The following is a 22726-nucleotide window of genomic DNA, read 5'->3' as shown; positions in this document are numbered from 1 at the left end:
CGCTATTTTGAATGAAATCGGCCGGATGTCCTTGTCGCGTGGACGTCAGCAGCTATCAAAACCATAGCACCTACTTGCGCAGGCCCTGCAGCTTGGCGAACGCGCCGGCCATGGCCGTGGGCTGCGGCGCCTGCGCGCCCTGTCGCTGGCCCTGCGGCGGCCGTTGGCCGCGCCCGGCGCCTTCGAAGCGGTTGTCGCGCGGGCCGTCGCGCCCATCGCGTGACCTGGGTGCCTCGCCGAGCTTCATGCTCAGGCCGATGCGCTTGCGCTCCACGTCCACCTCCATCACCTTCACCTTCACGATGTCGCCGGTCTTGACCACCTCGCGCGCGTCGTTGACGAACTTGTGGCTGAGCTGGCTCACGTGCACCAGCCCGTCCTGGTGCACGCCCAGGTCGACGAAGGCGCCGAAGGCCGCCACGTTGCTGACCGTGCCTTCGAGGATCATGCCTTCCTTGAGGTCGCGGATGTCTTCCACGCCGTCGTTGAAGCGCGCCACCTTGAAGTCGGGGCGCGGATCGCGGCCGGGCTTCTCCAGCTCGCCCAGGATGTCCTTGACGGTGATGACGCCGAATTTTTCATTCGCGAACAGCTCGGGCTTGAGCGTCTTGAGCATGTCGGCGCGGCCCATGAGCTCGGCCACCGGCTTGCCGGTGGTGGCGATGATCTGCTCCACCACGGGGTAGGTCTCGGGGTGCACGCCGGTCATGTCCAGCGGGTTCTCGCCGCCGCGGATGCGCAGGAAGCCCGCGCTCTGCTCGAAGGTCTTGGCGCCCAGGCCGCTCACGTCCATGAGCTGCTTGCGGCTCTTGAAGGCGCCGTTGGCTTCGCGCCAGCGCACCACGGCCTTGGCCACCGTGCCCGACAGGCCCGACACGCGGCTGAGCAGCGGCACGCTCGCGGTATTGAGGTCCACGCCGACCGAGTTCACGCAGTCCTCCACCACGGCGCCCAGGGTGCGGGCCAGCTCGCTCTGGTTCACGTCGTGCTGGTACTGGCCCACGCCGATGCTCTTGGGGTCGATCTTCACGAGTTCGGCCAGCGGGTCCTGCAGGCGCCGCGCGATGCTGGCGGCGCCGCGCAGGCTCACGTCCACGTCGGGCATTTCCTGCGAGGCGAATTCGCTGGCGGAGTACACCGAGGCGCCAGCTTCACTGACCACCACCTTCTGGATCTCCCCGCCGTCCTGGGCCTTGGCCAGCAGCTTGATGAGGTCGGCCGCCAGCTTGTCGGTCTCGCGGCTGGCGGTGCCGTTGCCAATCGCGATCAGGTTCACGCCGTGCTTGGCGCACAGCTTGCCCAGCGTGTGCAGCGAGCCGTCCCAGTCCCGGCGCGGCTCGTGCGGGTAGACGGTGGCGGTTTCCACCAGCTTGCCGGTGGCGTCCACCACGGCCACCTTCACGCCGGTGCGGATGCCCGGGTCCAGGCCCATCACCACGCGCGGGCCGGCCGGCGCGGCCAGCAGCAGGTCGCGCAGGTTGTCGGCGAAGACCTTGATGGCGACCTTCTCGGCGTCCTCGCGCAGGCGGGTGAACAGGTCGCGCTCGGTCGAGAGGCTGAGCTTGACGCGCCAGGTCCAGGCCACGCATTTGCGGATCAGGTCGTCAGCCTTGCGGCTTGCATGGCTCCAGCCCAGGTGCAGCGCGATCTTGCCTTCGGCTAGGCTGGGCTTACCGGGTTCGGGTTCCGTGGGCAGCACCAGCTTGGCGTCAAGGATTTCCAGCCCGCGTCCGCGGAACACGGCCAGCGCGCGGTGCGAGGGCACGCGGCCGATCGGCTCGTCGTAGTCGAAGTAGTCGCGGAACTTGGCCACGTCGGCGTGGTTCTCGTCCTTGCCGTCGGTCAGTTTGCTGCGGAACAGGCCTTCGGCCCAGAGCCATTCGCGCAGGCCCTGCACCAGCGCGGCGTCTTCGGCCCAGCGCTCGGACAGGATGTCGCGCACGCCGTCCAGCACCGCGGGCACGGTGGAGAAATCGGCGCCGGGCTTGCCGTCGTCCAGCACTTCGGGCGGGCGGGTGAAGGCGGCGGCCTCGGCGGCCGGGTCCAGCGTCGGGTCGGCGAACAGCTTATCGGCCAGCGGCTCGATGCCGAATTCGCGCGCGATCTGGCCCTTGGTGCGGCGCTTCTGCTTGAACGGCAGATACAGGTCTTCGAGCTCCTGCTTGGTCGGTGCGGCTTCGATGGCCGCGCGCAGCAAGGGCGTGAGCTTGCCCTGCTCGTCGATGGCCTTGAGCACGGCGGTGCGCCGGTCTTCGAGTTCGCGCAGGTAGCCCAGGCGGTATTCGAGTTCGCGCAGCTGCACGTCGTCCAGCCCGCCCGTGACTTCCTTGCGGTAGCGCGCGATGAAGGGCACCGTGGCCCCGCCGTCCAGCAGCTCGACGGCCGCCTTCACCTGTTGTTCCGAAACCCTGATTTCTGCGGCGATCTGCCGGATGATGTTCTGCATGCGGATGAGAAGCGCCGGCCTGGTGCCGGCCCGTGAAAAAGACCGAAGGCCGCGAGTGTGCCACAGGCCCGGCGGCGGCCCGGCCGCTTCTGGTTACCGTTGGCTACGGTGCCAGAGCTGCGCCCCCAGCCCCGCGGCGAGCAGCACCAGGGTCAGCAGCAGGCCGAGCCACTTGGCCAGCGAGGCCGCGGCCATGGCGAGCCCCAGCAGGCCCAGCAGCCAGCCGTACCAATGGTTCTGGAACAGCAGGATCAGCAGCGTGGCCAGGTCTTCGGCTAGGTCGGCCGCCACCAGCACCGTGAGCCCGTAGCCCAGAAAGTTGAGCAGCGGCCGGCGCGCACTGGCGATGCCGCGCAGGCCCGCCAGCGCGGCAAACCCGCGCGACGCCAGCCAGGCCAGCAGGTAGCCGTAGGCCGCGATGAAGGCCAGATCGAGCGCCAGCGCGGTCTTGGTCGCCACCTCCGGGTTCGGCAGGATCAGGCCGATGCTGTCGAACGGCCAGAGCTGCCAGGCCGCGAAAGCCGCATTGGCCACTGCGGCGGCACCGAACCCATCCCCGAGGCCCGGGCCGGCCAGGCCCCCGGCCAAGCACAGCCCCATGGCCAACCACAGCAGCACCATGGCGCCGCCCGCCAGCAGCGGCGCAGCGGCCCGGCGCGCGCGCCGCCAGATCGTGTCCTTGGGATAGCGCAGCGCGGGTGCCTGCGCCGATGTCTGTGCCGGAGCGGGGCCGGCTACGGGCGCGATGGCATGGCGGCGGCCGTTCTCGTCCGCGGCGTGGCGCGGGTCGCGCACGCACAGGCCCGCGATGGCCCACCACGGCGTGCCCCAGGTTTCGCAATGGACCATGCGCTGCCGGGCCGGATCGGCGGCCTCGGGCGGCGCCAGGCGCAGGCCCTGCTCGGCGGCCTCCCGCGCGAGCCAGTCCAGCGTCTGGTCCGACAGCGCCGCCTCGGCGCCGGCGTAGCCGCCGCCCACGTCGCAGTGCGCGCCGCTGAACCATTCCTGCTTGAGCGTCTGGCCCTCGGCGTTGGCGGGAAAGATGTTGTCCTCCAGGTACAGCCGGGGCTCGAACGGCCGGCGGTGCTCGTCCAGCGCCAGCGCCTGGCGCACGTGGCGCATGCGCTTGCCGGCGATGGTGGGCGAGCCCGTGATCTGGCGCGTGAACGGCGGAAAGCCGATCGACGCCACGGTGTCCCACACGCCGGTGAAATGCACCCACACCTCGCGGCGCTGGGCATCGGTGAACAGGCTGCGGATCTGCGCCGACACGGCGGCCACCTGGGCCTTGCGGGCACTGCCCTTGCGCGAGGAGAAGTAGACGTGCAGCAGCGTGGGCAGCATGTTCTCCAGCCCCGGGCGCAGCAGCCCGAACTGGTTGACCATGCCGGCCACGGCGCGCGCCGTGAAGGCGCCGCGCGAGAAGCCGAAGATGTAGATCTGGTCGCCGGGCTGGTAGTGGCGCATCAGGAAGGCGTAGCTCTCGGCCATGTTCTCGTAGGCGCCGCGCCCGAAGGCCAGGCCGGCGATGCGCTCCAGGCGCCGGCTGAGGCTGTCGAGCAATGTGGCCGAGGGCAGCTCGCCCGGGTTGCCGACGCCGGGGTCGTAGAACACCTGCTGGCGCGCATCGCCCGGCGGCAGGCGGTGCAGCAGCTTGAGCACGTTGGTGTCGGCCCGGCCGCCGGTCAGGTTGTTGTTGGTGCCATCGCACAGGACGATGAGCTGGCGCGGGGTGTCTTCCATGGCGGCCTCCGATGCGGGCGGCGCCGGCGGCCGCCCGTGGCCTGCACGATAGGCCGAAAGCGGCGCCGCCGCATCCCCTCTTTGGTGGAGGCTTGGCAAAGCTGGGCCGGCCTAGCGCGGCGCGGCCACCGCCTGCAGGCGCAGCGCCAGTTCCTGCACCGGGGCGTCCACGCCGCGCAGCGGCGTGTTGTTGGCTTGCGTGCTGGCCAGAAGCCGCGTGAGCTGCTGCGCGTGCGGCAGCATGGGGCCGAAAAAATGCACCTCGGGCACCGCGGCATTGCGCGCGATCAGCAACGTCGGGAAGTTCTCCACCTCGACGTCGCCCATCCAGTCGCTGTCGTCCTCGATGTCGATCCACACGAACGCCGTGCCGGCGGGTGCGGCCCGGGCCACGGTGTCGAAGGCGGTGCAGTAGTCGCGGCAGGTGATGCACCATTGCGCGCACAGGCAGGCGACCACCCAGTTCGGGGCGCCCGGGTGGGCAGAGGCCGCGGTGTCGATGAGTTCTGGCATGGGTGTCCAAGAATACCCGTGCGGGCCGCCGCAGGCAGGACCGCGGTTTCCGGGCCGTGTTTACACTGCCCGCATAGCCCACCCGCCTTGCGAGGACCATGCCCACCATCCGCCGCGCCCTGCGCCTGCTGCTCACCCCGGTGCTGGCCCTCGTCCTGCTGTTCGAGGAATGGGGCTGGGAGCTCCTGGCCGGCCTGCTCGCGCGGCTGGCCAGACTCCCGCTGTGGGCCTGGCTGGAACGCCGGATCGAACGGCTTCCCCCCTGGGCCGCGCTGCTGATCTTCGGCCTGCCGGTGCTGGCGCTGGTGCCGATCAAGCTGCTGGCGGTCTACCTGTTCGGCACCGGCCACAAGACGCTGGGCTTGATGCTGCTGCTCGGCGCCAAGGGCTTGGGCACGGCCGTCGTGGCGCGGCTGTTCCAGCTCACGCAGCCGGCGCTGATGAAGCTCGACTGGTTCGCGCGCTGGTACCCGCGCTGGAAGGACTGGAAGGACCGCCTGCTCGACGAAGTGCGGCAGACCAGTTTCTGGCGCCAGGGGCGGCGCCTCAAGGCCCACCTCAAGCGCTGGTGGGGGCGCGTGCGCGAGCGCGTGCGGCGCCGCGCCTCGCGGATGTAACTCGCGGATGTAAGAGCGGGCCGCCCGGCCCGACCAAGCGGCATGGCGTGGTTTGACGCCGGAGGCCTGATTCATGCGAAACGCTACGAATTCAATAGCAGCCATCGTCCTGTGCGCCTGGACTTCCAGCGTCCTGGGCATGCAAAACGGCTGCGCGGCCCAGTCTGGCGCCGCGCTGGCGCCCGTGATCGAGCTCTACACCTCGGAAGGCTGCAGTTCCTGCCCGCCGGCCGACCGCTGGCTGTCTTCGCTCAAGGCCCAGGCCGCGCAGGAGCAGGCGGTGGTGGAAGCCTTCCATGTGGGCTACTGGGATTCGCTCGGCTGGGTCGACCGCTTCGCCACGCCGGCCTTCACCACGCGCCAGCGCCAGGTGGCGGCGGCCAACGGGCTGCGCAGCATCTACACGCCGCAGGTGGTGCGCAATGGACGCGACGGGCGCTATGGTGAACCGGCCGCCCAGGCGCTAGCCGCGGGTGAGCCGGCACGCGCCGCGATCAGCCTGCGCGGCACGGGCGAGGAGGCGTTCGAGGCGATGGTGACGCCGCTGGATGCCTCGGCCCCGTGGTCGGCCTACTGGACGGTCACCGAGCACGGCCACAGCTCGCGGGTGAAGGCCGGCGAGAACGCGGGCGAGTTCCTGCAGCACGACTTCGTGGTGCGCCAATACGTGCCGGCCGGCGACTACCGGGGGCCGGCGCGGCTGACGCTGCGCACGCTCGCGGCCGACGCGCAGCACCCGCGCCGGATCAACCTCGTGGTGTTCGAGCCGCGCACCGGCCGGCCGCTGCAGGCGCTGAGCCTGGGCTGCTGAGCCGCGCTTTGGATGGCTCTTGGTTTGCTATTGAATTCATAGCAGCGAATGACCACAGCACCTGGACATCGGGCCAAAAAGGCTTGAAAAATCCGTTTCAGAGCTGGATCGAGTAGCGCAGGGCTGGCTTGGGCCGCGCCGGCGGCCGGTCGGGCCGCCAGGAGCCGTCGAACAGGTGCCGGACCTTGACCTGCGCCACATTCTCGGGGCGCGTCTGCTCCCCGGGGTAGGCGCCCCAGACCATGCGCGGCAGCACGGCCACCCGGCCCTCCCGCGTGCCGGTCAGGAACTCGTTGAGCACCTGCGTGAACACCGCGGGGCCGGTGAGCTCCAGCGTGAAGCGCAGCGCCTGGCTCCAGTCCCGCAGCTGCGCCTCGCTCATCTGTGAGACGTAGAAGCGGATGCGCTGCAGCACCAGCGCCAGCGCCGGGTGGCGCGGCGAGGCCGCGAAGGTCCATTGCAGCACCTGGAACGGCGAGCAGTAGTAGGTGGTGTAGTGCTGGATGCCGGGCGCGCAGTGCGCCGGCGTCATCTCCATGCCGGCGATCAACTGGTCGGTGTCGAGATCGAGGTAGCTGTGCAGCGGCGCGCAGCAGATCGTGTCCACGTCGGTGTAGATGCCGCCCAGCTCGTGGATCGCGGCATAGCGGAACAGGTCGCTCTTCTGCACCGGCAGCGGCAGCTTGTCGTAGGTCGGCAGCAGCTCGGGCGCGTGCTCGGCCATGAACTGGTGGCACCGGGCGTCGTCGAAGAACTGATAGTCGTAGTCCGGGTGCTGGTCGATCCAGCTCTGGCGGTGCGCACGGCCAAGGTCCTCGTTCCTGTGGGTCTGGATGATGCGGCGCGGAATGCTCATGCGGGAGACTCCCTGGTGGATGGATTATTTATCCGGGTAATTTGACGATCATTTTTTACCCGGGCATAATAGGCAAAAAATTCACACAGAGGATATGCCATGGACCCCAGCAACGCCAGCCGCTACATCGCCTTCCAGGGAGGGCGGCGCATTGCCAGCGGCGAATTGAAGGAAGTGGCGCTGGCCGTCAGGCAGGCGCAGGCGCACGAGGCGCAGGCGCCCGTGCTGGTGTTCGACGAGGCCACCAGCCAGTTGAAGGAGCTCGATCTGCGCGGCTCGGCCGAGCAGGTCCTGCAGCGCCTGGCCGATCCGGGCGGCGCGCCCGCCAGCCCGCCCGCGCCGCGCGGCCCCGGCCGGCCCAGGCTGGGCGTGGTGGCGCGCGAGGTCACGCTGCTGCCCCGCCACTGGGACTGGCTCAACCTGCAGCCCGGCGGCGCCTCGGTGGCGCTGCGCAAGCTGGTGGAAGACGCGCGCCGCACCAGCGGCGGCAAGGACCGCGCACGCCAGGCCCAGGAAGCCTGCTACCGCTTCATGTCGGCCCTGGCCGGCAACCAGCCGGGCTTCGAGGAGGCCACGCGCGCCCTGTTTGCCGGCCAGCAGCAGCGCTTCGAGGCCGAGCTCGGCGCCTGGCCGCCCGATGTGGCCGCGCATGCGCGGCAACTGGCCGCCGCCGCCTTCCAGGCGCAGGGCCCGGGAGGCGCGGCATGAGCAGCATGGGCAACGAAACGCCTGCGGCCCCCCACGGCGCCCCGGCGGGGCCGACCCCGCCCGCCGCCGCGCCGCGGCCGCTGTGGAAGACCTTCCTGGTGTTCCTCGGCCCGATGCTGCTGAGCAACATCCTGCAAGCGCTGTCGGGCACCATCAACAACATCTACATCGGCCAGATGCTGGGCGTGGGCGCGATGGCGGCCGTCTCCAGCTTCTTTCCGGTGCTGTTCTTCTTCATCTCGTTCATCCTGGGCCTGGGCGCCGGCGCCTCGGTGCTGATCGGCCAGGCCTGGGGCGCGAAGAACCCCGCCATGGTCCGCGCCGTGGCTGGCACCACGCTGAGCGTGGGCATCCTGCTGGGCCTGGCGGTGGCGGTGTTCGGCGGCGCCTTCACGCGCGGTCTGCTCGCGCTGCTGGGCACGCCTCCCGACATCCTGGCCGACGCCACGGCCTATGCGCGCATCATGCTGATTGCCGCGCCGGGGCTGTTCATCTTCCTGCTGGCCACGGCCATGCTGCGCGGCGTGGGCGACACGCTCACGCCGCTGCTCACGCTGGCGCTGTCCACCGCCGTGGGCCTGTCGATCACACCGGCGCTGATCCGCGGCTGGTTCGGCCTGCCGCAGCTCGGCGTGACGGCCAGCGCCTGGGCCTCGGTGGTGTCGATGCTGGTGGCCTCGGCCTGGCTCGGCTGGTACCTGCTGCGCAAGCGCCACCCGCTGGCGCCCGACGCCCTGTTCATCCGCAGCATGCGCATCGACCCGAAGCTGCTCAGGACGGTGCTGCGCATTGGCGTGCCGACCGGCGTGCAGATGATCGTGATCTCGCTGGCCGAGGTCGCCCTGCTCTCGATGGTCAACGGCTTCGGCTCGGGCGCCACCGCCGCCTATGGCGCGGTCAACCAAGTGGTGGCCTATGTGCAGTTTCCGGCGCTCTCGATCGCCATCACCGCCTCCATCCTGGGCGCGCAGGCCATCGGCGCGGGCAAGACGCAATTGCTGGGCGCCATCACGCGCACCGGGCTCATGATGAACCTGGTGCTCACCGGCGGGCTGGTGCTGCTGGCCTACCTGTTCTCGCGCGCCATCGTGAGCTTCTTCATCACCAGCGACCCGGTAATCGAGCTGGCCCAGACGCTGCTGCACATCATGCTGTGGAGCAGCGTGGTCTTCGGCATGGCGGCAACGCTGTCGGGCGTGATGCGCGCCAGCGGCTCGGTGCTGGTGCCCACCGCGATCTCGATCTTCTGCATCGCCGCGGTCGAGGTGCCCGTGGCCTGGGTGATGAGCCGCCAGATCGGCATCAACGGCGTCTGGATCGGCTACCCCGCGGCCTTCCTCGCGATGCTGGCGCTGCAGACGGCGTACTACCGCCTGGTCTGGCGCAAGAAAGCGGTGCGCAGGCTGGTTTGAAACCGTTTTCAACTCTTGAAAACCAATAAAGTCAACAATCAATTGAAAGCAGAAGTTACAAAACCGGATTCGCGAAATTGAAAGTCAAGCCTGTTTTAGGCTTGACTCGGCAACTTTGTAAGCAAACCCTCACAAAAATGTGAGAAGTGTGCGTTAGTTGGCGAAACCTTTCAGGCTAATTTGTCACAAATGACGACAAATCCTTGAAAATTTGCCTGCAACACTTTCTTACCATTTATTTAGGAGCTTTCATGCGTCAGCTGTTTCGCGCCACCCTTCTGTCTGCCGTCGCTGCCGGTGCCATGGTCGGAGCCCATGCGGCCACCGACACGGCGAACATGACCGTGAAAATCACCGTCATGGCGGCCTGCAGCATCAATGCGGCCGCGCCCACCGACGTGGACTTCGGCAGCGCCATCTCCACCGCCACCAACGTGTCCTCCGTGGGCGGCGTCCTCACCGTGAACTGCACGAACGGCTCGGCCTACAACATCGGCCTGGACAACGGCCTGAACTACAACGCCACGACGCGCCGCATGAAGACCGTTGGCAGCAACTACGTGTCCTACGGCCTGTTCCAGGACGTCGGCCACACCACGGCCTGGGGCAACACCGTGGGCACCGACACCAGGACGGGCAGCGGCACCGGCACCAACCAGACCTACACCGTCTACGGCCTGGTCCCCAACGTGGGCGGCGCACCTGCCGGCAACTACACCGACACGGTGATCGCCACCCTGACGTACTGATGCAGCGCCGGTGATGGTCCAGATCCACCGGGCCTGGCACGCGCTCATTTCCCTGCTTCAACAGCCACGCCGGGCGTGGCTGTTGTTCGTTTGGGCGGCTGCCGCGCTGCCGCTGCCCGCCTCGGCCGCCGGCCTGCAGGCCGCCCCGGTCCTGGTCGAGCTGCCCGCGCGCGACCGCAGCCAGAACCTGCAGCTGAGCAACACGGGCACGCAGCCCCTGCGCGCCCAGGTGCGCGTGCTGCAATGGAGCCAGGCCGACCAGAGCGATCAGCTCACGCCGACGCGGGACGTGGTTGCCAGCCCGCCCATCGTGGACATCGCGCCCGGCGCCACCCAGCTGGTGCGCATCGTGCGCCTGGCGGGCGACATGCCCGAGCGCGAGCGCAGCTACCGCCTCATCGTGGACGAGCTGCCGCCGGATGCGCCCGACAGCGGCAGCGCCGGCGGATCGAGCGGCGCGCTGAAATTCCTGCTGCGCTACTCCATCCCCGTGTTCGTGCTGCCGGCCGGCGCCAAGACCACGCTGGAGCGCACGCAGCCCACCGAACTCTCGGCGCTGAAGGCCAGCCTGCGCACTGGCGCCGATATGCAGCTGAGCGTGGCCAACGAGGGGGCGCAACGCGTCAAGCTCAGCCAGTTGAGCTACCTGGCCCCGGACGGGCAGCGCACGCCGCTGGCGACCGGCCTGCTGGGTTACGTGCTGCCCGGCCAACGCATGCAGTGGCCGCTGAAACTGCCCGCGCCGCAGGCGCAGGCCCTGCGCGAAGGCCGGGGCACGATCCAGGCCCGCCTCAATGACGATCCGCAAGAGCAAGTGTTGCCGCTGGCCGCGGATCGCCCTTGACGTTGCCAGGCTTGGCACCGGTACGGCCTGCGCCCTGCTGATCGCCTCGACCTGCATCGCCCAGCCTGCGGCTGCCGCCCCCGGGGAAGAGCTGTTTCTCGAAGTGGTGCTCAATGGCCAGCCCATCGACCAGCTCGCGCGTTTCGTGCGCGGCCCCGATGGACGGCTGACGGCCAGCGCCGCCACGCTGCGCGAACTCGGGCTGCGCTGGCCGGCCGACGCCGCGCCGGTGGCGCTCGGCCAGGTGCCGGGCCTGCAGGTCAACTTCGACAACCCGCGCCAGCGCCTCGCGCTGGTGGCGCCGGTGGAGCTGCTCGACCGGCCGGTGGCCCAGCTCAGCGCCCTGCCCAACGCGCCGCCCGCCGCCGATCCCGCGGCGCCCGGCCTGCTGCTCAACTACGACCTGTACGGCCAGCAGAGCACCGGGCTGAGAACCCTGAACGCGCTGACCGAGCTGCGCCTGTTCGGCCTGGGCCCGGGCGTGTGGAGCAGCACCGCGATCAGCCGCGCCAGCAGCGGCACCAACGCCACCGGCAGCGATGGCAGCGTGCGGCTGGACACGGCCTGGCAGCGCGACTTCTCCGACAGCATGGTCTCGCTGCGGCTGGGCGATGCGGTCACCGGCGCGCTTGGCTGGTCGCGCTCCCTGCGCTTTGGCGGCCTGCATCTGGCGCGCAACTTCGCGCTGCAGCCCTACCGCATCACGACGCCGCTGGCCCAGTTCCAGGGCAGCGCCGTGCTGCCGTCCACGGTGGACCTGTTCATCAACGGCATGCGGCAGAGCATCCAGCCGGTGCCGCCCGGGCCGTTCCAGCTCACCAGCACGCCAGCGCTCAATGGCACGGGCCAGGCCCAGCTCGTGATCACCGACATCACGGGCCAGAGCCGCGTGGTCAGCTACGACCTGTACGGCACGCCGCAGCTGCTACAGGCCGGGCTGTCGGACTGGTCGCTCGACGTGGGCGCGGTGCGGCGCGACTATGGCCTGCACTCGTCCGCCTACGACGGCAGCCTGATGGCCAGCGCGTCGCTGCGCCATGGCTGGAGCGACAGCACGACCCTGGAGGCGCACGCCGAAGCCACCACCGGCCTGCAGCTGGCGGGCCTGGGCAGTGTGTGGCGGCTCGGCCAGCAGGGCGGCGTGCTGAGCGCCTCGCTGGCGGGCAGCCGCGCCAGCGACGGCACGGGCGCGCGCACGGGCCTGCAATGGGGCGGCGGCTACCAGTGGAGCTCGCCGCAGTTCAATGTCTCGTTCACCACCTTGCGCAGCAGCGCCGACTTCCGCGACGTGGCCAGCCTGCACGGCGCCGTGCTTGCGCGCACCAGCGATGCGGCCTACCTCGGCATCAACGGTGGCGTGTGGGGGCAGTTCGGCCTGGCACTGATCCGCCAACAGCAGCAGGCCGCGGCCGGCCCGGCGCGCATCGCCAGCCTGAGCTGGTCGTACCTGCTGCCGGGCAATGCCTCGCTGAACGTCAGCCTCAACCGCAACTTCGACAGCACGGCGAACGGCACCATGTTGTATGTGGGCTGGAGCATGCCGCTGGCGCCCTTCGTCAGCGTCGCGGCGTCGGGCCACGCCGGGCGCGGCGCCAACGGCGCCCTGCTGGAGGCCGCCCGCTCGCTGCCCGGCGACACCGGCGGCTGGGGCTGGCGCTTGCAGGCCGGCCTGGGCGACACCGAAGGCGGCCTGGCGCAGATCAGCCAGCTCGGGCGCTACGGCCAGTGGGCCGCCGGCGTGAGCCAGTGGCGCACCGCCGGCTCTCCCATGGCCACGACCGGCTATGCCAGCACCAGCGGCAGCCTGGTGTGGATGGGCGGCGGCGGGCCGCACGCGCTGCGCCGCGTGGACGATGCCTTTGCGCTGGTGGACACCTACGGCATTCCGAACGTGCCGGTGCGCCTGGAAAACCGCCTGATCGGCCACACCGACGGGCTCGGGCTGCTGTTCGTGACCCAGCTCACCGCCTACCAGCGCAACCGCCTGAGCATCGACACTGAGCGCCTCGACCCGGACGTGATCGCCGAGACCACCCGCGTGCAGGCCGTGCCGGCCAGCCGCAGCGGCACGCGGGTGCATTTCCCACTGCACCGGCTGCTGGCGGTGCAGTTCACGCTCAAGGACGGTGCCGGCCAGGCGCTGCCCGTGGGCAGCGACATCTGGCCCGGCGATGCGCCCGCCGGCACCCCGCCCCTCACGGTGGTCGGGCACGACGGCATCGTCTACCTGGAGAACCCTGCCCCCGGCGCTACCATCCAGGTGCAGACGCCCGCCGGGCGCTGCCGCGCCACGCTGCCGGCGCTGCAAAGCCCCTCGGGGCTGCTCGACCTTGGAGAACTGGTTTGCCGTTGATGACCTGCCCCTTGCCTTTCATGCCGCGGCGCCGGCTGGCCGCCGCGCTGCTGGGCGCGGTGTGCGGGCTCTTCAGTGCGGGCACGGCCTGGGGCCAAAGCTGCTGGACCAACTCGGCCAGCGTGAGCTTTGGCGCCACCGGTCCCACCGCCAACACCGACACGCAGGTGGCCATTCCCTACACCTGCCAGTCCGCCGCCAATACCACCTACTTCAGGCTGTGCGCCACCGTGGGCGATGGCAGCCCCATCTCGGGCATCAACCCGCGCTGGATGACCAACTACAACGGTGCGCAGATGGCCTACAACCTGTACTCGGACGCCGCACGCACCCAGATCATCGGCCCGCCGCCCAGCGGCGGCGGCTACGCCGCCTACACCTGGACGCTGCAAGTGCCGGCCGGCTACGTGCAGATGAGCAACAGCACCCAGATGCTGTACGGCCGCGTGCCCGCGCAGGATCTGCCGGCCGCCTACAGCTTCGGGGCCAACGTCAACGGCTCCATGCTGTACTGGGCCTGGAGCACCAGCGGCTACCCCGCCACCTGCACCGGCGGTGCCAACACCGGCAGCAAGGACTTCTACCTCGGCCTCTCGGCCACCGTGCCCAACCACTGCCGCATCTCGCTGGCCGGCGCCCTCGACTTCGGCAGCGCCAGCACGCTGGCCAGCGCCACCAGCCAGACCTCGTCGATCCGGGTGCGCTGCCCCAATGGCACGGCCTGGCAGCTCGGCCTCAACAACGGCAGCAACGCCACTGGCAGCACCCGGCGCATGCGCAGCGCCGCCGGCAACTACGTGAGCTACGAGCTCTACCGCGATGCCGCGCGCACCCAGCGCTGGGGCAACACGCTGAACAGCACCACCGTCAGCGGCACCGGCCAGGGTGACAGCAACCCGACCACGAGCACGGTGTACGGCCGCGTGCCCGTGCAGTCGAACGTGCCCAGCGGCCTCTACACCGACACCGTGATCGTGACGCTGACCTACTGAACCCAGGCGAGGGTTCGGCGCGCTTGCCAGCCGCACGGGCGCGGCCGATGATCGGGGGTGGCCCTTGCGGCCCGCCTTGTCTTTGCGCCGAAGGGACAGCCCATGCCCAGCTACCCGCTCACCGTCAACGGCACGCCCCGGACTGTCGAGTCCTGGGACGCCGACATGCCCCTGCTCTATGCCCTGCGCAACGCCCTGGGCCTGCACGCCGCCAAGTACGGCTGCGGCCTCGGCCAATGCGGCGCCTGCACGGTGCTGGTGGATGGCCAGCCCGTGCGCTCCTGCCTGCTCAAGGTGTCGGCCGCCGCCGGCCGCCACATCACCACGGCCGAAGGCCTGGGCTCGCCCGAGAAGCCGCATCCGGTGCAGGCCGCCTTCATCGCCGAGCAGGCCGCGCAGTGCGGCTACTGCACCAATGGCATGGTGATGGGCTGCGTGGCGCTGCTGGCGGCCACGCCCAGGCCCACACGCGAGCAGGCCCAGGCCGCGCTGGCCGGCAACCTGTGCCGCTGCGGTTCGCACGACCGGGTGCTCAAGGCCGTTGAACGCGCCTCGGGCCCGCGGGGAGCCTGACCATGCCGACGCTTGACTCCCCCCGTGAGGCGACGGTCCTGCTGGCGCGGCGCGAGCTGCTCCAGGCCGGCGCGCTGGTCGTCGGCTTCTCGTTGGCCGGCCTGCCCATGGCCCGGGCCCAGGGCGCGGCGCCGGCGCGCTCGCTGGCGCTGGACGCGGTCGATTCCTTCCTCGCCATCAAAAGGGACGGCACGGTCATCGTTTACTCGGGCAAGGTGGACCTCGGCACCGGCCACCGCATCGCGATGCGCCAGATGGTGGGCGAAGAGCTGGGCATTGGCGTGGACCGCATCGAGCTGATCGAGGGCGACAGCGCGCTTACCCCCAACCAAGGCCCCACGGCCGGCAGCACCGGCGTGATGCGCGGCGGCGTGGAGCTGCGCCAGGCCGCGGCCACCGCGCACGAGGCCTTGCTGGCCCTGGCAGCCGAACGCCTGCAGCAGCCCGTCATCGGGCTGGTACTGGCCGATGGCGCGGTACGCGCCGCCGATGGCCGCCAACTCGGCATCGGTGAACTGGTCGGCGAGCGTGCGCTGAACCTCAAGATGAACCCCAAGGCGCCGCTACGCGCGCCAGCTCAATACAAGCTGGTGGGCCAGCCGCTGCCGCGCCCGGACATCCCGGCCAAGGTCACCGGCCGTCATGTCTATGTGCACGACCACCGCGTGCCCGGCATGCTGCATGGCCGCGTGATCCGGCCGCCGGCGGTAGGTGCGAAGGTGTTGGCGCTTGATGAAAGCTCGGTGGCGCATCTGCCCGGCGTGCGCGTGGTGCGCATCATCGATTTCGTGGGCGTGGTCGCGGCCGACGAATGGGCCGCCATGCGCGCTGCGCGCGAGCTGAAAGTGCAGTGGAGCGAGAGCGCACCGCTGGTGGGCCACACCGCCCTGGTCGACTGGGCCCGGCGCGGCCCCTTCGTGGCCGAGGAAACCCTGGTCAACAAGGGCGACGCCGCGCGCCTGGCGGCGCTGGCCACGGCGCCCGATGCCTTGAGCGCCACCTACGTCTGGCCGATCCAGTCGCATGCCTCGATGGGGCCGTCCTGCGCCGTGGCCGACGTGCGGCCCGACGGCGCCACGCTGTGGACCGCCTCGCAGGCCAGCCACCGGCTGGTGGCCTCTTCCTCGGCCCTGCTGGGCCTGCCGCGCGAGCAGGTGCGCGTGATCTACCTCGACGGCGCGGGCTGCTACGGCATGAATGGGCACGACGACGCCACGGCCGACGCCGCGCTGCTGTCCCGGACCGTGGGCCAGCCGGTGCGCGTGCAGTGGAGCCGCCAGGACGAACTCGGCTGGGATCCGAAAGGCCCGCCGCAGTTGCTGAAGATCGGCGGCTCGCTCACGCCCGAGGGCCGCATCGACGCCTGGGACACCGAGATGTGGGTGCCGCGCGCCACCGCCAACCTCGAATGGATTCCGCTGCTCGGCCCGCAGGCCGCGGGCATCCGGCAGCCCGTGGGCCAGTCCACCGGCCTGGTGTCGCAGAACGGCGATCCGTCCTACCCGGCCAATGCGGTGCGCGTGACGGCGCACTGGCTGGGCGCGGCGCCGCTGCGCCCGTCCAACATCCGCGCGCCGGGCAAGGTGGCGAACTGCTTCGCGGTGGAGAGCTTCACCGATGAACTGGCCGCGAAGGCCGGCGCCGACCCATTGCAGTTTCGCCTGCGTGACCTGGCCAACCCGCGCGGACGCGAGGTGCTGCAGCGCACGGCCGCGCTCATGAACTGGGCGCCCCGCCCTTCACCCAACCCGGCGCCCAAGGACGCGAAAGTGGCCACGGGCCGCGGCATCGCCTACATCCACTACAAGCACAACGAAACCTTCGTTGCCGTGGGCATGGAGGTCGAGGTGGATCGCGGCAGCGGCGAGATCCGCGTGCTGCGCATCGCCTGCGCCCACGACTGCGGCCTGATGATCAACCCCGACACCGTGCGCGCCCAGGTCGAGGGCAACCTGCTGCAGACGCTGTCACGCACGCTCTATGAGGAAACCACCTTCGACCAGTCTGCCGTCACCAGCGTGGACTGGTCCAGCTACCCGCTGCTGCGCTTCCCGCAGGTGCCGCGGCTGGACATCGCACTGATCCAGCGCATCGACCAGCCGCCGCTGGGCGCTGGCGAGGCGGCCTCCAGCCCCGTGCCAGCCGCGCTGGCCAATGCCGTCTTCGACGCCACCGGCGTGCGCCTGCGCAGCGTGCCGTTCAGCGGCGCGCGGCTGCAGGCGCTGCGGGCCTGATCCTGCCCGCCGTCAATTCAGTCGCGGGCAGCGCTTGATCGGGTCAAGCCCACGAATGGGAGCAACCTCATGAATCAACGGACTAGCTCTCGGCCCTTCCCAGGCGTTCCAGGATTTCCAGGAATGCGCCCGCGGCCATTGTCAGACGCGAGTCTCTCCGGCGTAAAACGCTTACGGTTGATGGAGGAAGACTTTCACGAAGTGGAAGCGCCTTGAGACCATGATGCCGGAATTCGGCTTTGGCGAGCGGTTCGGCAAACACACTCAGGTAGTCCATTCTCTTGATGATGCCTAGTGCCACCGAGAGGGAATAACAACTGGTGATACTCATGGGAATGGGTAGCCCGTTCGCGGCGAATATCTGCTCTCCAACTCCGTGAGCCTCGTGGCCGCTTGACGGAAGCAACCAGTCCGCGCCGATCAAATTTTTGAGGGAGCGGCTACGTGCCAAAGGGTGGTCCGCGCGCGCGCCCACAATCGATGGAAGCGTGTAGAGAGAATTGACAGACACATCGGGTTCCACGGGCGCGTTCACCCCTTGGGACACCACAAGGTCGAGAGTTCCGTCGCGGAGCCGGTTCAGCGTTGAGGGCTGTACGTCCTCCCACAGACTCAACTTCGCGCGAGGATATGCCTTTCGAAAAGCGATGAGCACCTTGGGCAGTAGCGTTAGCGCGACCGTGGAACTCACCGCGATTGAGACGGTGGTTCCCGAGCCATCGCGAATCATCTGCAACTCCTCGCGCGCGCGCCGCCCATCTTCTATCAGCGAGCTGGCGCGCAGGCGAAACGCCTCGCCGAACTCGGTAAGCCTGATCCCCGAAACACTTCGCACGACAAGGGGCACGCCCAAGTCTTCCTCCAGCTCTCGCAGCGACTTGGTCACAGCCGGCTGGGAAAGTGGCAGAGACCGTGCGGCAGCGCGGATGCTGGAGTATTGAGCAATTGCCAGGAAGCAGCGCAGTTGGTGGTACTTCATGATCACCGAAAGTTATCACATGCAAAAACTTAATGTCTTTTGTATGGCAACGGTCGCGCTTAAGCTGAAGTCCGCAACCCAAAGAACCGGAGACAGAACATGGAAAGACGCCAAGCATTGACTCGGATTGCCGGCCTTGCTGCCAGTGGAACCTTGCCGCCGCTCGCTCGGGGGCAGTCTGAAAAGGCCCTCACGCTGGTTGTGCCGTATCCGCCGGGGGGAGGATCAGACATTTTGGCGCGAGCCATCCAGCCAGGGCTACAGAAGACGCTGGGGCAGACCGTGATCGTCGAGAACCTCGCCGGTGCCAACGGCTCCCTGGCCGCCCGAAAGGTTCTGAATGCTGCACCTGATGGCAATACCCTGCTTGTCGCCTCCCCGAATGAGGTGGTCTTGGCGCCACTGGCGATGCCTGGCACGCGATATACGGCGGAAGAGTTCAGGATGATCAACCTGTTCTATGTCACTCCACTGGCACTCTACGCACGCACCGGTTTGACGGTCGACAGCGTCGATTCGTTGATTGCACTGGCTCGCATTGATGGTACCCGCGAACTTCCTTACGGGACGACAGGCGTTGGGTCGATGTACCACGTCGTAGGCGAGAACTTCCGCGCCCTCACGGGCACCCGTCTCCTCCATGTGCCCTACAAAGGAGGGGGCCCTTTGATTCAAGACCTCATCGGGCAGCAGATCGACCTGACGATTCTTCCCGTCGCTGCAAACTTGCTTGGGATGGTGGACGCCAGGCAAATCAAGATCTTAGGCGTCGCAACTCCGCAGCGCTCTCCGATGGCACCGAACGTGCCTACATTTGACGAGGGCAAGCTGCTAAAGGGCTTCCATCATTCTCTGTGGTTCGGAACTGTGGTGCCTGCAAAGACGCCTGAAGGGGCCGTGCGGCGGCTCCATCAGGCGCTCGCGCAGGTTGTGCAGATGCCAGAGACTCGCGCCGCTATCCAGGTGGGCGGTGCTGAATTTGGGCCTGTACTTTCGCTCACCGACGCTGCACGCTTCTACGCATCGGAAAACGCGCGCATCCGTCGCATGGCGAAGGGCGTCAAGCTGGAAAGCTAAGTGCAATCCGGTCCCACCTACGCGGCCGCACGAGAGCGCTTTGTGGCTGGCGCCACTTCCAGAGGGCTTCCAGTTGAGACCATATCGTTGCCTGGCCATACTGGAGCGTCAGGCGAAGTGCTGTGTGTTGATGCCGTGCTGCTTGGTCCTCTGCGATCGAAATGCATGTCGATCGTCACATCAGGCGTCCACGGAATAGAAGGATTCTGTGGTTCGATGATTCAGACGTCCGGTCAGGGCAGCATCGCCAATAGCAAGCCGAGAACGCCGCGTGCAACGGCATTCCAGCGCGGCTTCAGGTCGCAGGCCCGTCCCCGTCGAACAAGCCTGCGGTCTCCGGCGACGCGCCCAGCGGTGCGCCCTCGATCTGCAGCATGCGCAGCTTGGTGCGCGCACCGCCGTCGGCCGAGAAGCCGCCCGAGCGGCGCCCGGCGGCCAGCACGCGGTGGCACGGCACGATGGGGGCGAACGGGTTGTGGCCTAGCGCCTGCCCCACGGCGCGTGCCGCGCCGGGCTCGCCCAGTTGCGCGGCAACCTCGCCATAGGTGAGCGTGCGGCCCGGCGGGATGGCACGTGCAATGGCGTAGACGCGCTGGTGGAACGGCGGCACGTCCGTCATGTCAAGCACGACGTCACCCAGGTCGTCGCGCCCGCCCTGCAGCAGGGCCACGACGCGCGCGATGACGGCCTGCACTTCGGGCGGCGGCACGGCCTCGCCGGTGTGCGGGAAGCGCCGCTGCATGCGGGCGTGCGTGCGGGCCGGGCTGGCCTCGGGCAGTTGCACGCCGGCCAGGCCCCGCGGCCCCCAGGCGATGCCGCAGGCGCCGATGGCGGTGTCGAACAGAGTGAAGCCGGAGGCCGACATAGTGCTTGCGATGGTAGCGCAGGCGCTTCGCACGCTCGGGGCGATCACCGGTCACTATCAAAACAATAGCAACCAATGACCACTGCACCTGGACATCAGGCCATTTTGGCTCTGAAAACCGGGAAAATAGGCCTACGCGGCCCGCAAGGCCGCCTTGAGCTGGGCGCCGAGCTCGGGCTTGTCGGCGAACGGGTCGGTCGGGTTGCGCGCCAGCATGATGTCTTCCAGCCGCGTCTGCACCGACTGGATGGCCTTGGGATGGCTGTAGATGTAGAACTGGTTGGCGGCGACAGCGTCGAACACTTTCTGCGCCACGTCGGCCGCCGTCACCTTGCCCGAACTCACGGCCTTGTCGCTCATGGCCTGGCCAATCATCTGGCTCTTGGTCGGCTTGCCGGCCGCGAGTTCGCCCGGCCGGTTGCGGTGGCTCTGGCTGATGCCGGTGGCGACGAAGAACGGGCACAGCACGCTGGCGCCGATCTGGTCGGTCACCAGCGACAAGTCCTGGTACAGGGTTTCGCTCAGGGACACCACGGCGTGCTTGCTCACGTTGTAGATGCCCATGTTGGGCGGCGCCAGCAGGCCGGCCATGCTGGCGGTGTTGACGATGTGGCCCTGCCAGGCCGGGTCTTGCTGCGCGGCCTCCAGCATCATGGGCGTGAACAGGCGCACGCCATGCACCACGCCCCAGACGTTGACGCCCAGCACCCATTCCCAGTCCTGGACCGAGTTCTCCCAGACCAGGCCGCCCGCGCCCACGCCGGCGTTGTTGAAGACGAGGTGCGGCGCGCCGAAGCGCTGCTTGACGGCCGCGGCCAGCGCCTCCATCTGTTCGGCGCTGGCCACATCGACCTTGCGCGCCAGCACGGGGGCACCAGCGGCCTGCATCTCGGCGGCGGCCTTGTCGAGTGCGTCCTGCTGCACGTCGACCAGCACCAGGTTCATGCCCAGCTTCGCGCCGATGCGCGCGCATTCGAGGCCGAAGCCCGAGCCGGCGCCGGTGAGCACGGCGGTTTTGCCTTTGAAGTCCTGAATCATGGATTGCTTCCTGTCCTTGGGGGTTGTCCTTGCACTGCCTATTGGACCGCTTGCGGGCGCGCCGCGCTGTCGTTCATGCGACCGCCGGGCTCAGATACGTTCTCAGGTGCGCGGGCTGAACCCATCGGCGCTCCAGTCCTCGCTGCCCACGCCGTGGTGCACGAAGAACAGGCCGTCCGGGTCATACCGGCGCTTGGCCGCCTGCAGGCGCGGGTAGTTGGCGCCCCAGAAGGCGCGCTGCCAATCGGGCTGGAAGTAGTTGCTTTCCGACACGTAGGCGCCGGCATCGGGCACCAGCCGGCGCAGCTCGGCCATGGCGCGGCCGAGTGCCTGCGCCTGCTGGCGCGCTAGCGCCACGTCGGGCTCGCGGCCCGCAACGCCCGGGTAGCCGGGCTGGCCCTGGGTGCCGAGGATGGCGAGCGCGAAGGCGTCGAGCACGGCCGGGTTCATGGCCGTGTCGCGCGCGGCCGCGATCGCTTCGGCCGGTGCGCCGGCCAGGCCCTTGTTGAAGTGCAGCGCCACGGGCCAGTGGCGCGTGGCGGCAAAGAGCGCATCGCCGAGCGCATCGCGCCGGTTCGGCTGCAGCAGCGCGGCCGGCAGCCAGGCCGACTCGAAGCCATGCAGCACCTGCCCGGCCTGCCCCTGGTCGCCAGGCCAGAACACGTTGGTCCTGGGCGCGCCGGGCCGCTCGTCCCTGCGGATGAAGCCGAGCACCCGCTTGACCAGCGTCGGCGCCCAGAAGTCGCGCGCCGAGGTCGAAACGATCGACAGCGGCGAGGAGTCGACCACAAAATCTCCCGGCTCGCGCGCCAGCGCATCGCGCAGCGGCTGCCAGACGGCCACGGCCTCGCTGCGCGTGAGGCCCTGGAACACCATCGAGACCTGGACCGTGTTGTCGCGCCGAAAACGGATCTGCTCGCCCCAGTGCGGGTCGATCAGCGCCTGGCTGCAGAAGTCGAGTACTCGCCCGATCAGGCGGCGGAAGGCAGCCGGCGACGTGGCCTTGATGTTGAAGTTCACGGCGCCGAAGTCTTCGGGCAGCTCGTGCACGCGCAGGGTCAGCCGGATGACGACGCCCAGGCTGCCGCCGCCCCCGCCCTTGAGGCCCCAGAACAACTCGGGATTCGTGCAGGCATTGGCGATGCGCACCTGGCCGTCGGCCGTGACCACCTCGGCCTGCAGCAGGCTGCCCGAGGCCAGCCCGTAGCGCTTGGAAAAACTGCCGAAGCCGCCGCTTTGCACCAGCCCGGCCACGCCCACCGTCATGCAGCCGCCGCCCTGCACATAGCCGCCAGCCTGCGTGGTGACCGCGTCGTAGACCTGCGACCACATCGCGCCGGCTTCCACGGTGACGGCGCGCTGCGGCGCGGCCTGGCCCGCGCACCCCTCGGCGACGAAGGCTTCGTGCAGCGTGATGGCGTTCATGGCGCGCGTCCACACCAGCAGCGAATCGGGCGCGCTCGAGGTGCCCTGGTAGCTGTGGCCGCCGCCCTTGACGACCAGCCGCAGCCGGTGCTCGCGCGCGAAGTTGACGGCGGCGACCACGTCGCTGGTGTGCCGCGCGGCGACGGCATAGGCGCTGGGCATCGAGGTCCAGGCATCGACCCAGCCCAGTGTCTGCGTCAGGGCCACGTCGTCGCCGATGAAGTACGGGTTCTTGACCGCCTTGAAGAGCTGCGCACAGGCCGCGCTGGCCGGCTCGCTACGGCAGGCAACCAGTGGCGACTGCACGCGGATGAGCCGCCCGCCGACCTGCTCGCCGAGCTGCTGCCAGCGCGCCGCGGATGGCCACGCGGCATCGCCGGGGCGCACGCGGGCCGCGCCGGCAACGGCCCACGCCGGGGCCGGCGACAGCGGCAGCAAGGGCCAGGCCGCAGCGGCCTGCAGTAATCGCCGCCGCCTCGTGCCTCGTCCCT

At 69.2% G+C, this 22726-nt stretch carries 19 protein-coding genes and 1 pseudogene; 12 read left to right on the top strand and 8 right to left on the bottom strand.

Annotated elements, in window-relative coordinates:
• Window positions 1-70: 70 nt before the first annotated feature.
• From MMF98_RS08765 to MMF98_RS08755, 3 genes are all read right to left on the bottom strand, one after another.
• On the bottom strand, window positions 71-2446 hold the full coding sequence (locus tag MMF98_RS08765; protein WP_243305894.1) for a Tex family protein: 2376 nt from the start codon (window positions 2444-2446) through the stop codon (window positions 71-73).
• A gap of 93 nt (window positions 2447-2539) precedes the next feature.
• Window positions 2540-4189 (bottom strand): T6SS phospholipase effector Tle1-like catalytic domain-containing protein, encoded by a 1650-nt coding sequence (locus MMF98_RS08760; protein ID WP_243305893.1) that lies wholly within the window; start codon window positions 4187-4189, stop codon window positions 2540-2542.
• Window positions 4190-4300: 111 nt separating this feature from the next.
• Window positions 4301-4702, bottom strand: coding sequence for a thioredoxin domain-containing protein (locus MMF98_RS08755; RefSeq protein ID WP_243305892.1), 402 nt, complete (start codon window positions 4700-4702; stop codon window positions 4301-4303).
• A 98-nt stretch (window positions 4703-4800) separates the two neighbouring features.
• Between MMF98_RS08755 and MMF98_RS08750 the strand changes: the two genes are divergently transcribed.
• Window positions 4801-5319 (top strand): hypothetical protein, encoded by a 519-nt coding sequence (locus MMF98_RS08750; RefSeq protein WP_243305891.1) that lies wholly within the window; start codon window positions 4801-4803, stop codon window positions 5317-5319.
• Window positions 5320-5392: 73 nt separating this feature from the next.
• Window positions 5393-6130: a DUF1223 domain-containing protein gene (locus MMF98_RS08745; protein WP_243305890.1), complete on the top strand. Its 738-nt coding sequence runs from the start codon at window positions 5393-5395 to the stop codon at window positions 6128-6130.
• A gap of 97 nt (window positions 6131-6227) precedes the next feature.
• Here MMF98_RS08745 and MMF98_RS08740 read toward each other — a convergent pair whose 3' ends face one another.
• On the bottom strand, window positions 6228-6986 hold the full coding sequence (locus MMF98_RS08740) for a glycosyltransferase family 32 protein (RefSeq protein WP_243305889.1): 759 nt from the start codon (window positions 6984-6986) through the stop codon (window positions 6228-6230).
• Window positions 6987-7085: 99 nt separating this feature from the next.
• On the opposite strand from MMF98_RS08740, the gene MMF98_RS08735 reads away from it, so the two are divergent.
• The 8 genes from MMF98_RS08735 to MMF98_RS08700 all read left to right on the top strand — a co-directional run bounded on the left by MMF98_RS08735 (window position 7086) and on the right by MMF98_RS08700 (window position 16851).
• Window positions 7086-7694 carry a DUF2239 family protein gene (locus MMF98_RS08735; protein WP_243305888.1) on the top strand — a complete coding sequence of 203 codons (609 nt, stop codon included), beginning with the start codon at window positions 7086-7088 and terminating at the stop codon, window positions 7692-7694.
• A 5-nt stretch (window positions 7695-7699) separates the two neighbouring features.
• On the top strand, window positions 7700-9106 hold the full coding sequence (locus tag MMF98_RS08730) for an MATE family efflux transporter (protein ID WP_423837614.1): 1407 nt from the start codon (window positions 7700-7702) through the stop codon (window positions 9104-9106).
• Between the two features lie 251 nt (window positions 9107-9357).
• On the top strand, window positions 9358-9855 hold the full coding sequence (locus MMF98_RS08725; protein WP_243305887.1) for a Csu type fimbrial protein: 498 nt from the start codon (window positions 9358-9360) through the stop codon (window positions 9853-9855).
• Between the two features lie 82 nt (window positions 9856-9937).
• Entirely contained in the window at window positions 9938-10699 is a 762-nt protein-coding gene (locus MMF98_RS08720) for a fimbrial biogenesis chaperone (protein ID WP_243305886.1), read from the top strand.
• The gene (locus MMF98_RS08715) at window positions 10650-13052 is read left to right on the top strand and encodes a fimbria/pilus outer membrane usher protein (RefSeq protein WP_243305885.1); all 2403 of its coding nucleotides are present in this window, start codon (window positions 10650-10652) and stop codon (window positions 13050-13052) included. The genes MMF98_RS08720 and MMF98_RS08715 overlap by 50 nt, the downstream gene beginning before the upstream one ends.
• 20 nt (window positions 13053-13072) lie before the next feature.
• Entirely contained in the window at window positions 13073-14044 is a 972-nt protein-coding gene (locus MMF98_RS08710) for a Csu type fimbrial protein (protein WP_243307356.1), read from the top strand.
• A gap of 102 nt (window positions 14045-14146) precedes the next feature.
• Complete coding sequence (locus MMF98_RS08705) at window positions 14147-14617, top strand: (2Fe-2S)-binding protein (RefSeq protein WP_243305884.1); 471 nt, start codon at window positions 14147-14149, stop codon at window positions 14615-14617.
• A gap of 2 nt (window positions 14618-14619) precedes the next feature.
• Window positions 14620-16851 carry a xanthine dehydrogenase family protein molybdopterin-binding subunit gene (locus MMF98_RS08700; protein ID WP_243305883.1) on the top strand — a complete coding sequence of 744 codons (2232 nt, stop codon included), beginning with the start codon at window positions 14620-14622 and terminating at the stop codon, window positions 16849-16851.
• 82 nt (window positions 16852-16933) lie between these two features.
• Here MMF98_RS08700 and MMF98_RS08695 read toward each other — a convergent pair whose 3' ends face one another.
• Window positions 16934-17830 (bottom strand): LysR substrate-binding domain-containing protein, encoded by an 897-nt coding sequence (locus MMF98_RS08695; protein WP_243305882.1) that lies wholly within the window; start codon window positions 17828-17830, stop codon window positions 16934-16936.
• A gap of 99 nt (window positions 17831-17929) precedes the next feature.
• Between MMF98_RS08695 and MMF98_RS08690 the strand changes: the two genes are divergently transcribed.
• Window positions 17930-18907 (top strand): tripartite tricarboxylate transporter substrate binding protein, encoded by a 978-nt coding sequence (locus MMF98_RS08690; protein ID WP_243305881.1) that lies wholly within the window; start codon window positions 17930-17932, stop codon window positions 18905-18907.
• Window positions 18908-19126 (top strand): annotated as a pseudogene (locus MMF98_RS23795) (DUF2817 domain-containing protein); the annotation flags it as partial.
• Window positions 19127-19202: 76 nt separating this feature from the next.
• Here the strand turns inward: MMF98_RS23795 and MMF98_RS08685 are convergent.
• From MMF98_RS08685 to MMF98_RS08675, 3 genes are all read right to left on the bottom strand, one after another.
• Window positions 19203-19772 carry a methylated-DNA--[protein]-cysteine S-methyltransferase gene (locus MMF98_RS08685; protein WP_243305880.1) on the bottom strand — a complete coding sequence of 190 codons (570 nt, stop codon included), beginning with the start codon at window positions 19770-19772 and terminating at the stop codon, window positions 19203-19205.
• 132 nt (window positions 19773-19904) lie between these two features.
• A complete protein-coding gene (locus MMF98_RS08680; RefSeq protein WP_243305879.1) occupies window positions 19905-20810 on the bottom strand; it encodes an SDR family oxidoreductase in 906 nt (301 codons plus the stop codon).
• A 102-nt stretch (window positions 20811-20912) separates the two neighbouring features.
• Window positions 20913-22673, bottom strand: a complete 1761-nt coding sequence (locus tag MMF98_RS08675) for an FAD-binding oxidoreductase (RefSeq protein ID WP_243305878.1) — start codon at window positions 22671-22673, stop codon at window positions 20913-20915.
• Window positions 22674-22726: the final 53 nt, after the last annotated feature.

It is taken from the genome of Variovorax terrae (assembly GCF_022809125.1).
Taxonomy (GTDB): domain Bacteria; phylum Pseudomonadota; class Gammaproteobacteria; order Burkholderiales; family Burkholderiaceae_C; genus Variovorax_A; species Variovorax_A terrae.
The sequence above is the reverse complement of the archived record's forward strand: the minus strand, read 5'-3'. Positions and strand labels throughout refer to the sequence as shown.

Bases quoted from the DNA above. Each gene is read 5' to 3' on its own strand.
- MMF98_RS08765 (WP_243305894.1), bottom strand. From the start codon at position 2,446: ATGCAGAACATCATCCGGCAGATCGCCGCAGAAATCAGGGTTTCGGAA.
- MMF98_RS08760 (WP_243305893.1), bottom strand. From the start codon at position 4,189: ATGGAAGACACCCCGCGCCAGCTCATCGTCCTGTGCGATGGCACCAAC.
- MMF98_RS08755 (WP_243305892.1), bottom strand. From the start codon at position 4,702: ATGCCAGAACTCATCGACACCGCGGCCTCTGCCCACCCGGGCGCCCCG.
- MMF98_RS08750 (WP_243305891.1), top strand. From the start codon at position 4,801: ATGCCCACCATCCGCCGCGCCCTGCGCCTGCTGCTCACCCCGGTGCTG.
- MMF98_RS08745 (WP_243305890.1), top strand. From the start codon at position 5,393: ATGCGAAACGCTACGAATTCAATAGCAGCCATCGTCCTGTGCGCCTGG.
- MMF98_RS08740 (WP_243305889.1), bottom strand. From the start codon at position 6,986: ATGAGCATTCCGCGCCGCATCATCCAGACCCACAGGAACGAGGACCTT.
- MMF98_RS08735 (WP_243305888.1), top strand. From the start codon at position 7,086: ATGGACCCCAGCAACGCCAGCCGCTACATCGCCTTCCAGGGAGGGCGG.
- MMF98_RS08730 (WP_423837614.1), top strand. From the start codon at position 7,700: ATGGGCAACGAAACGCCTGCGGCCCCCCACGGCGCCCCGGCGGGGCCG.
- MMF98_RS08725 (WP_243305887.1), top strand. From the start codon at position 9,358: ATGCGTCAGCTGTTTCGCGCCACCCTTCTGTCTGCCGTCGCTGCCGGT.
- MMF98_RS08715 (WP_243305885.1), top strand. From the start codon at position 10,650: ATGACGATCCGCAAGAGCAAGTGTTGCCGCTGGCCGCGGATCGCCCTT.
- MMF98_RS08710 (WP_243307356.1), top strand. From the start codon at position 13,073: ATGCCGCGGCGCCGGCTGGCCGCCGCGCTGCTGGGCGCGGTGTGCGGG.
- MMF98_RS08705 (WP_243305884.1), top strand. From the start codon at position 14,147: ATGCCCAGCTACCCGCTCACCGTCAACGGCACGCCCCGGACTGTCGAG.
- MMF98_RS08700 (WP_243305883.1), top strand. From the start codon at position 14,620: ATGCCGACGCTTGACTCCCCCCGTGAGGCGACGGTCCTGCTGGCGCGG.
- MMF98_RS08695 (WP_243305882.1), bottom strand. From the start codon at position 17,830: ATGAAGTACCACCAACTGCGCTGCTTCCTGGCAATTGCTCAATACTCC.
- MMF98_RS08690 (WP_243305881.1), top strand. From the start codon at position 17,930: ATGGAAAGACGCCAAGCATTGACTCGGATTGCCGGCCTTGCTGCCAGT.
- MMF98_RS08685 (WP_243305880.1), bottom strand. From the start codon at position 19,772: ATGTCGGCCTCCGGCTTCACTCTGTTCGACACCGCCATCGGCGCCTGC.
- MMF98_RS08680 (WP_243305879.1), bottom strand. From the start codon at position 20,810: ATGATTCAGGACTTCAAAGGCAAAACCGCCGTGCTCACCGGCGCCGGC.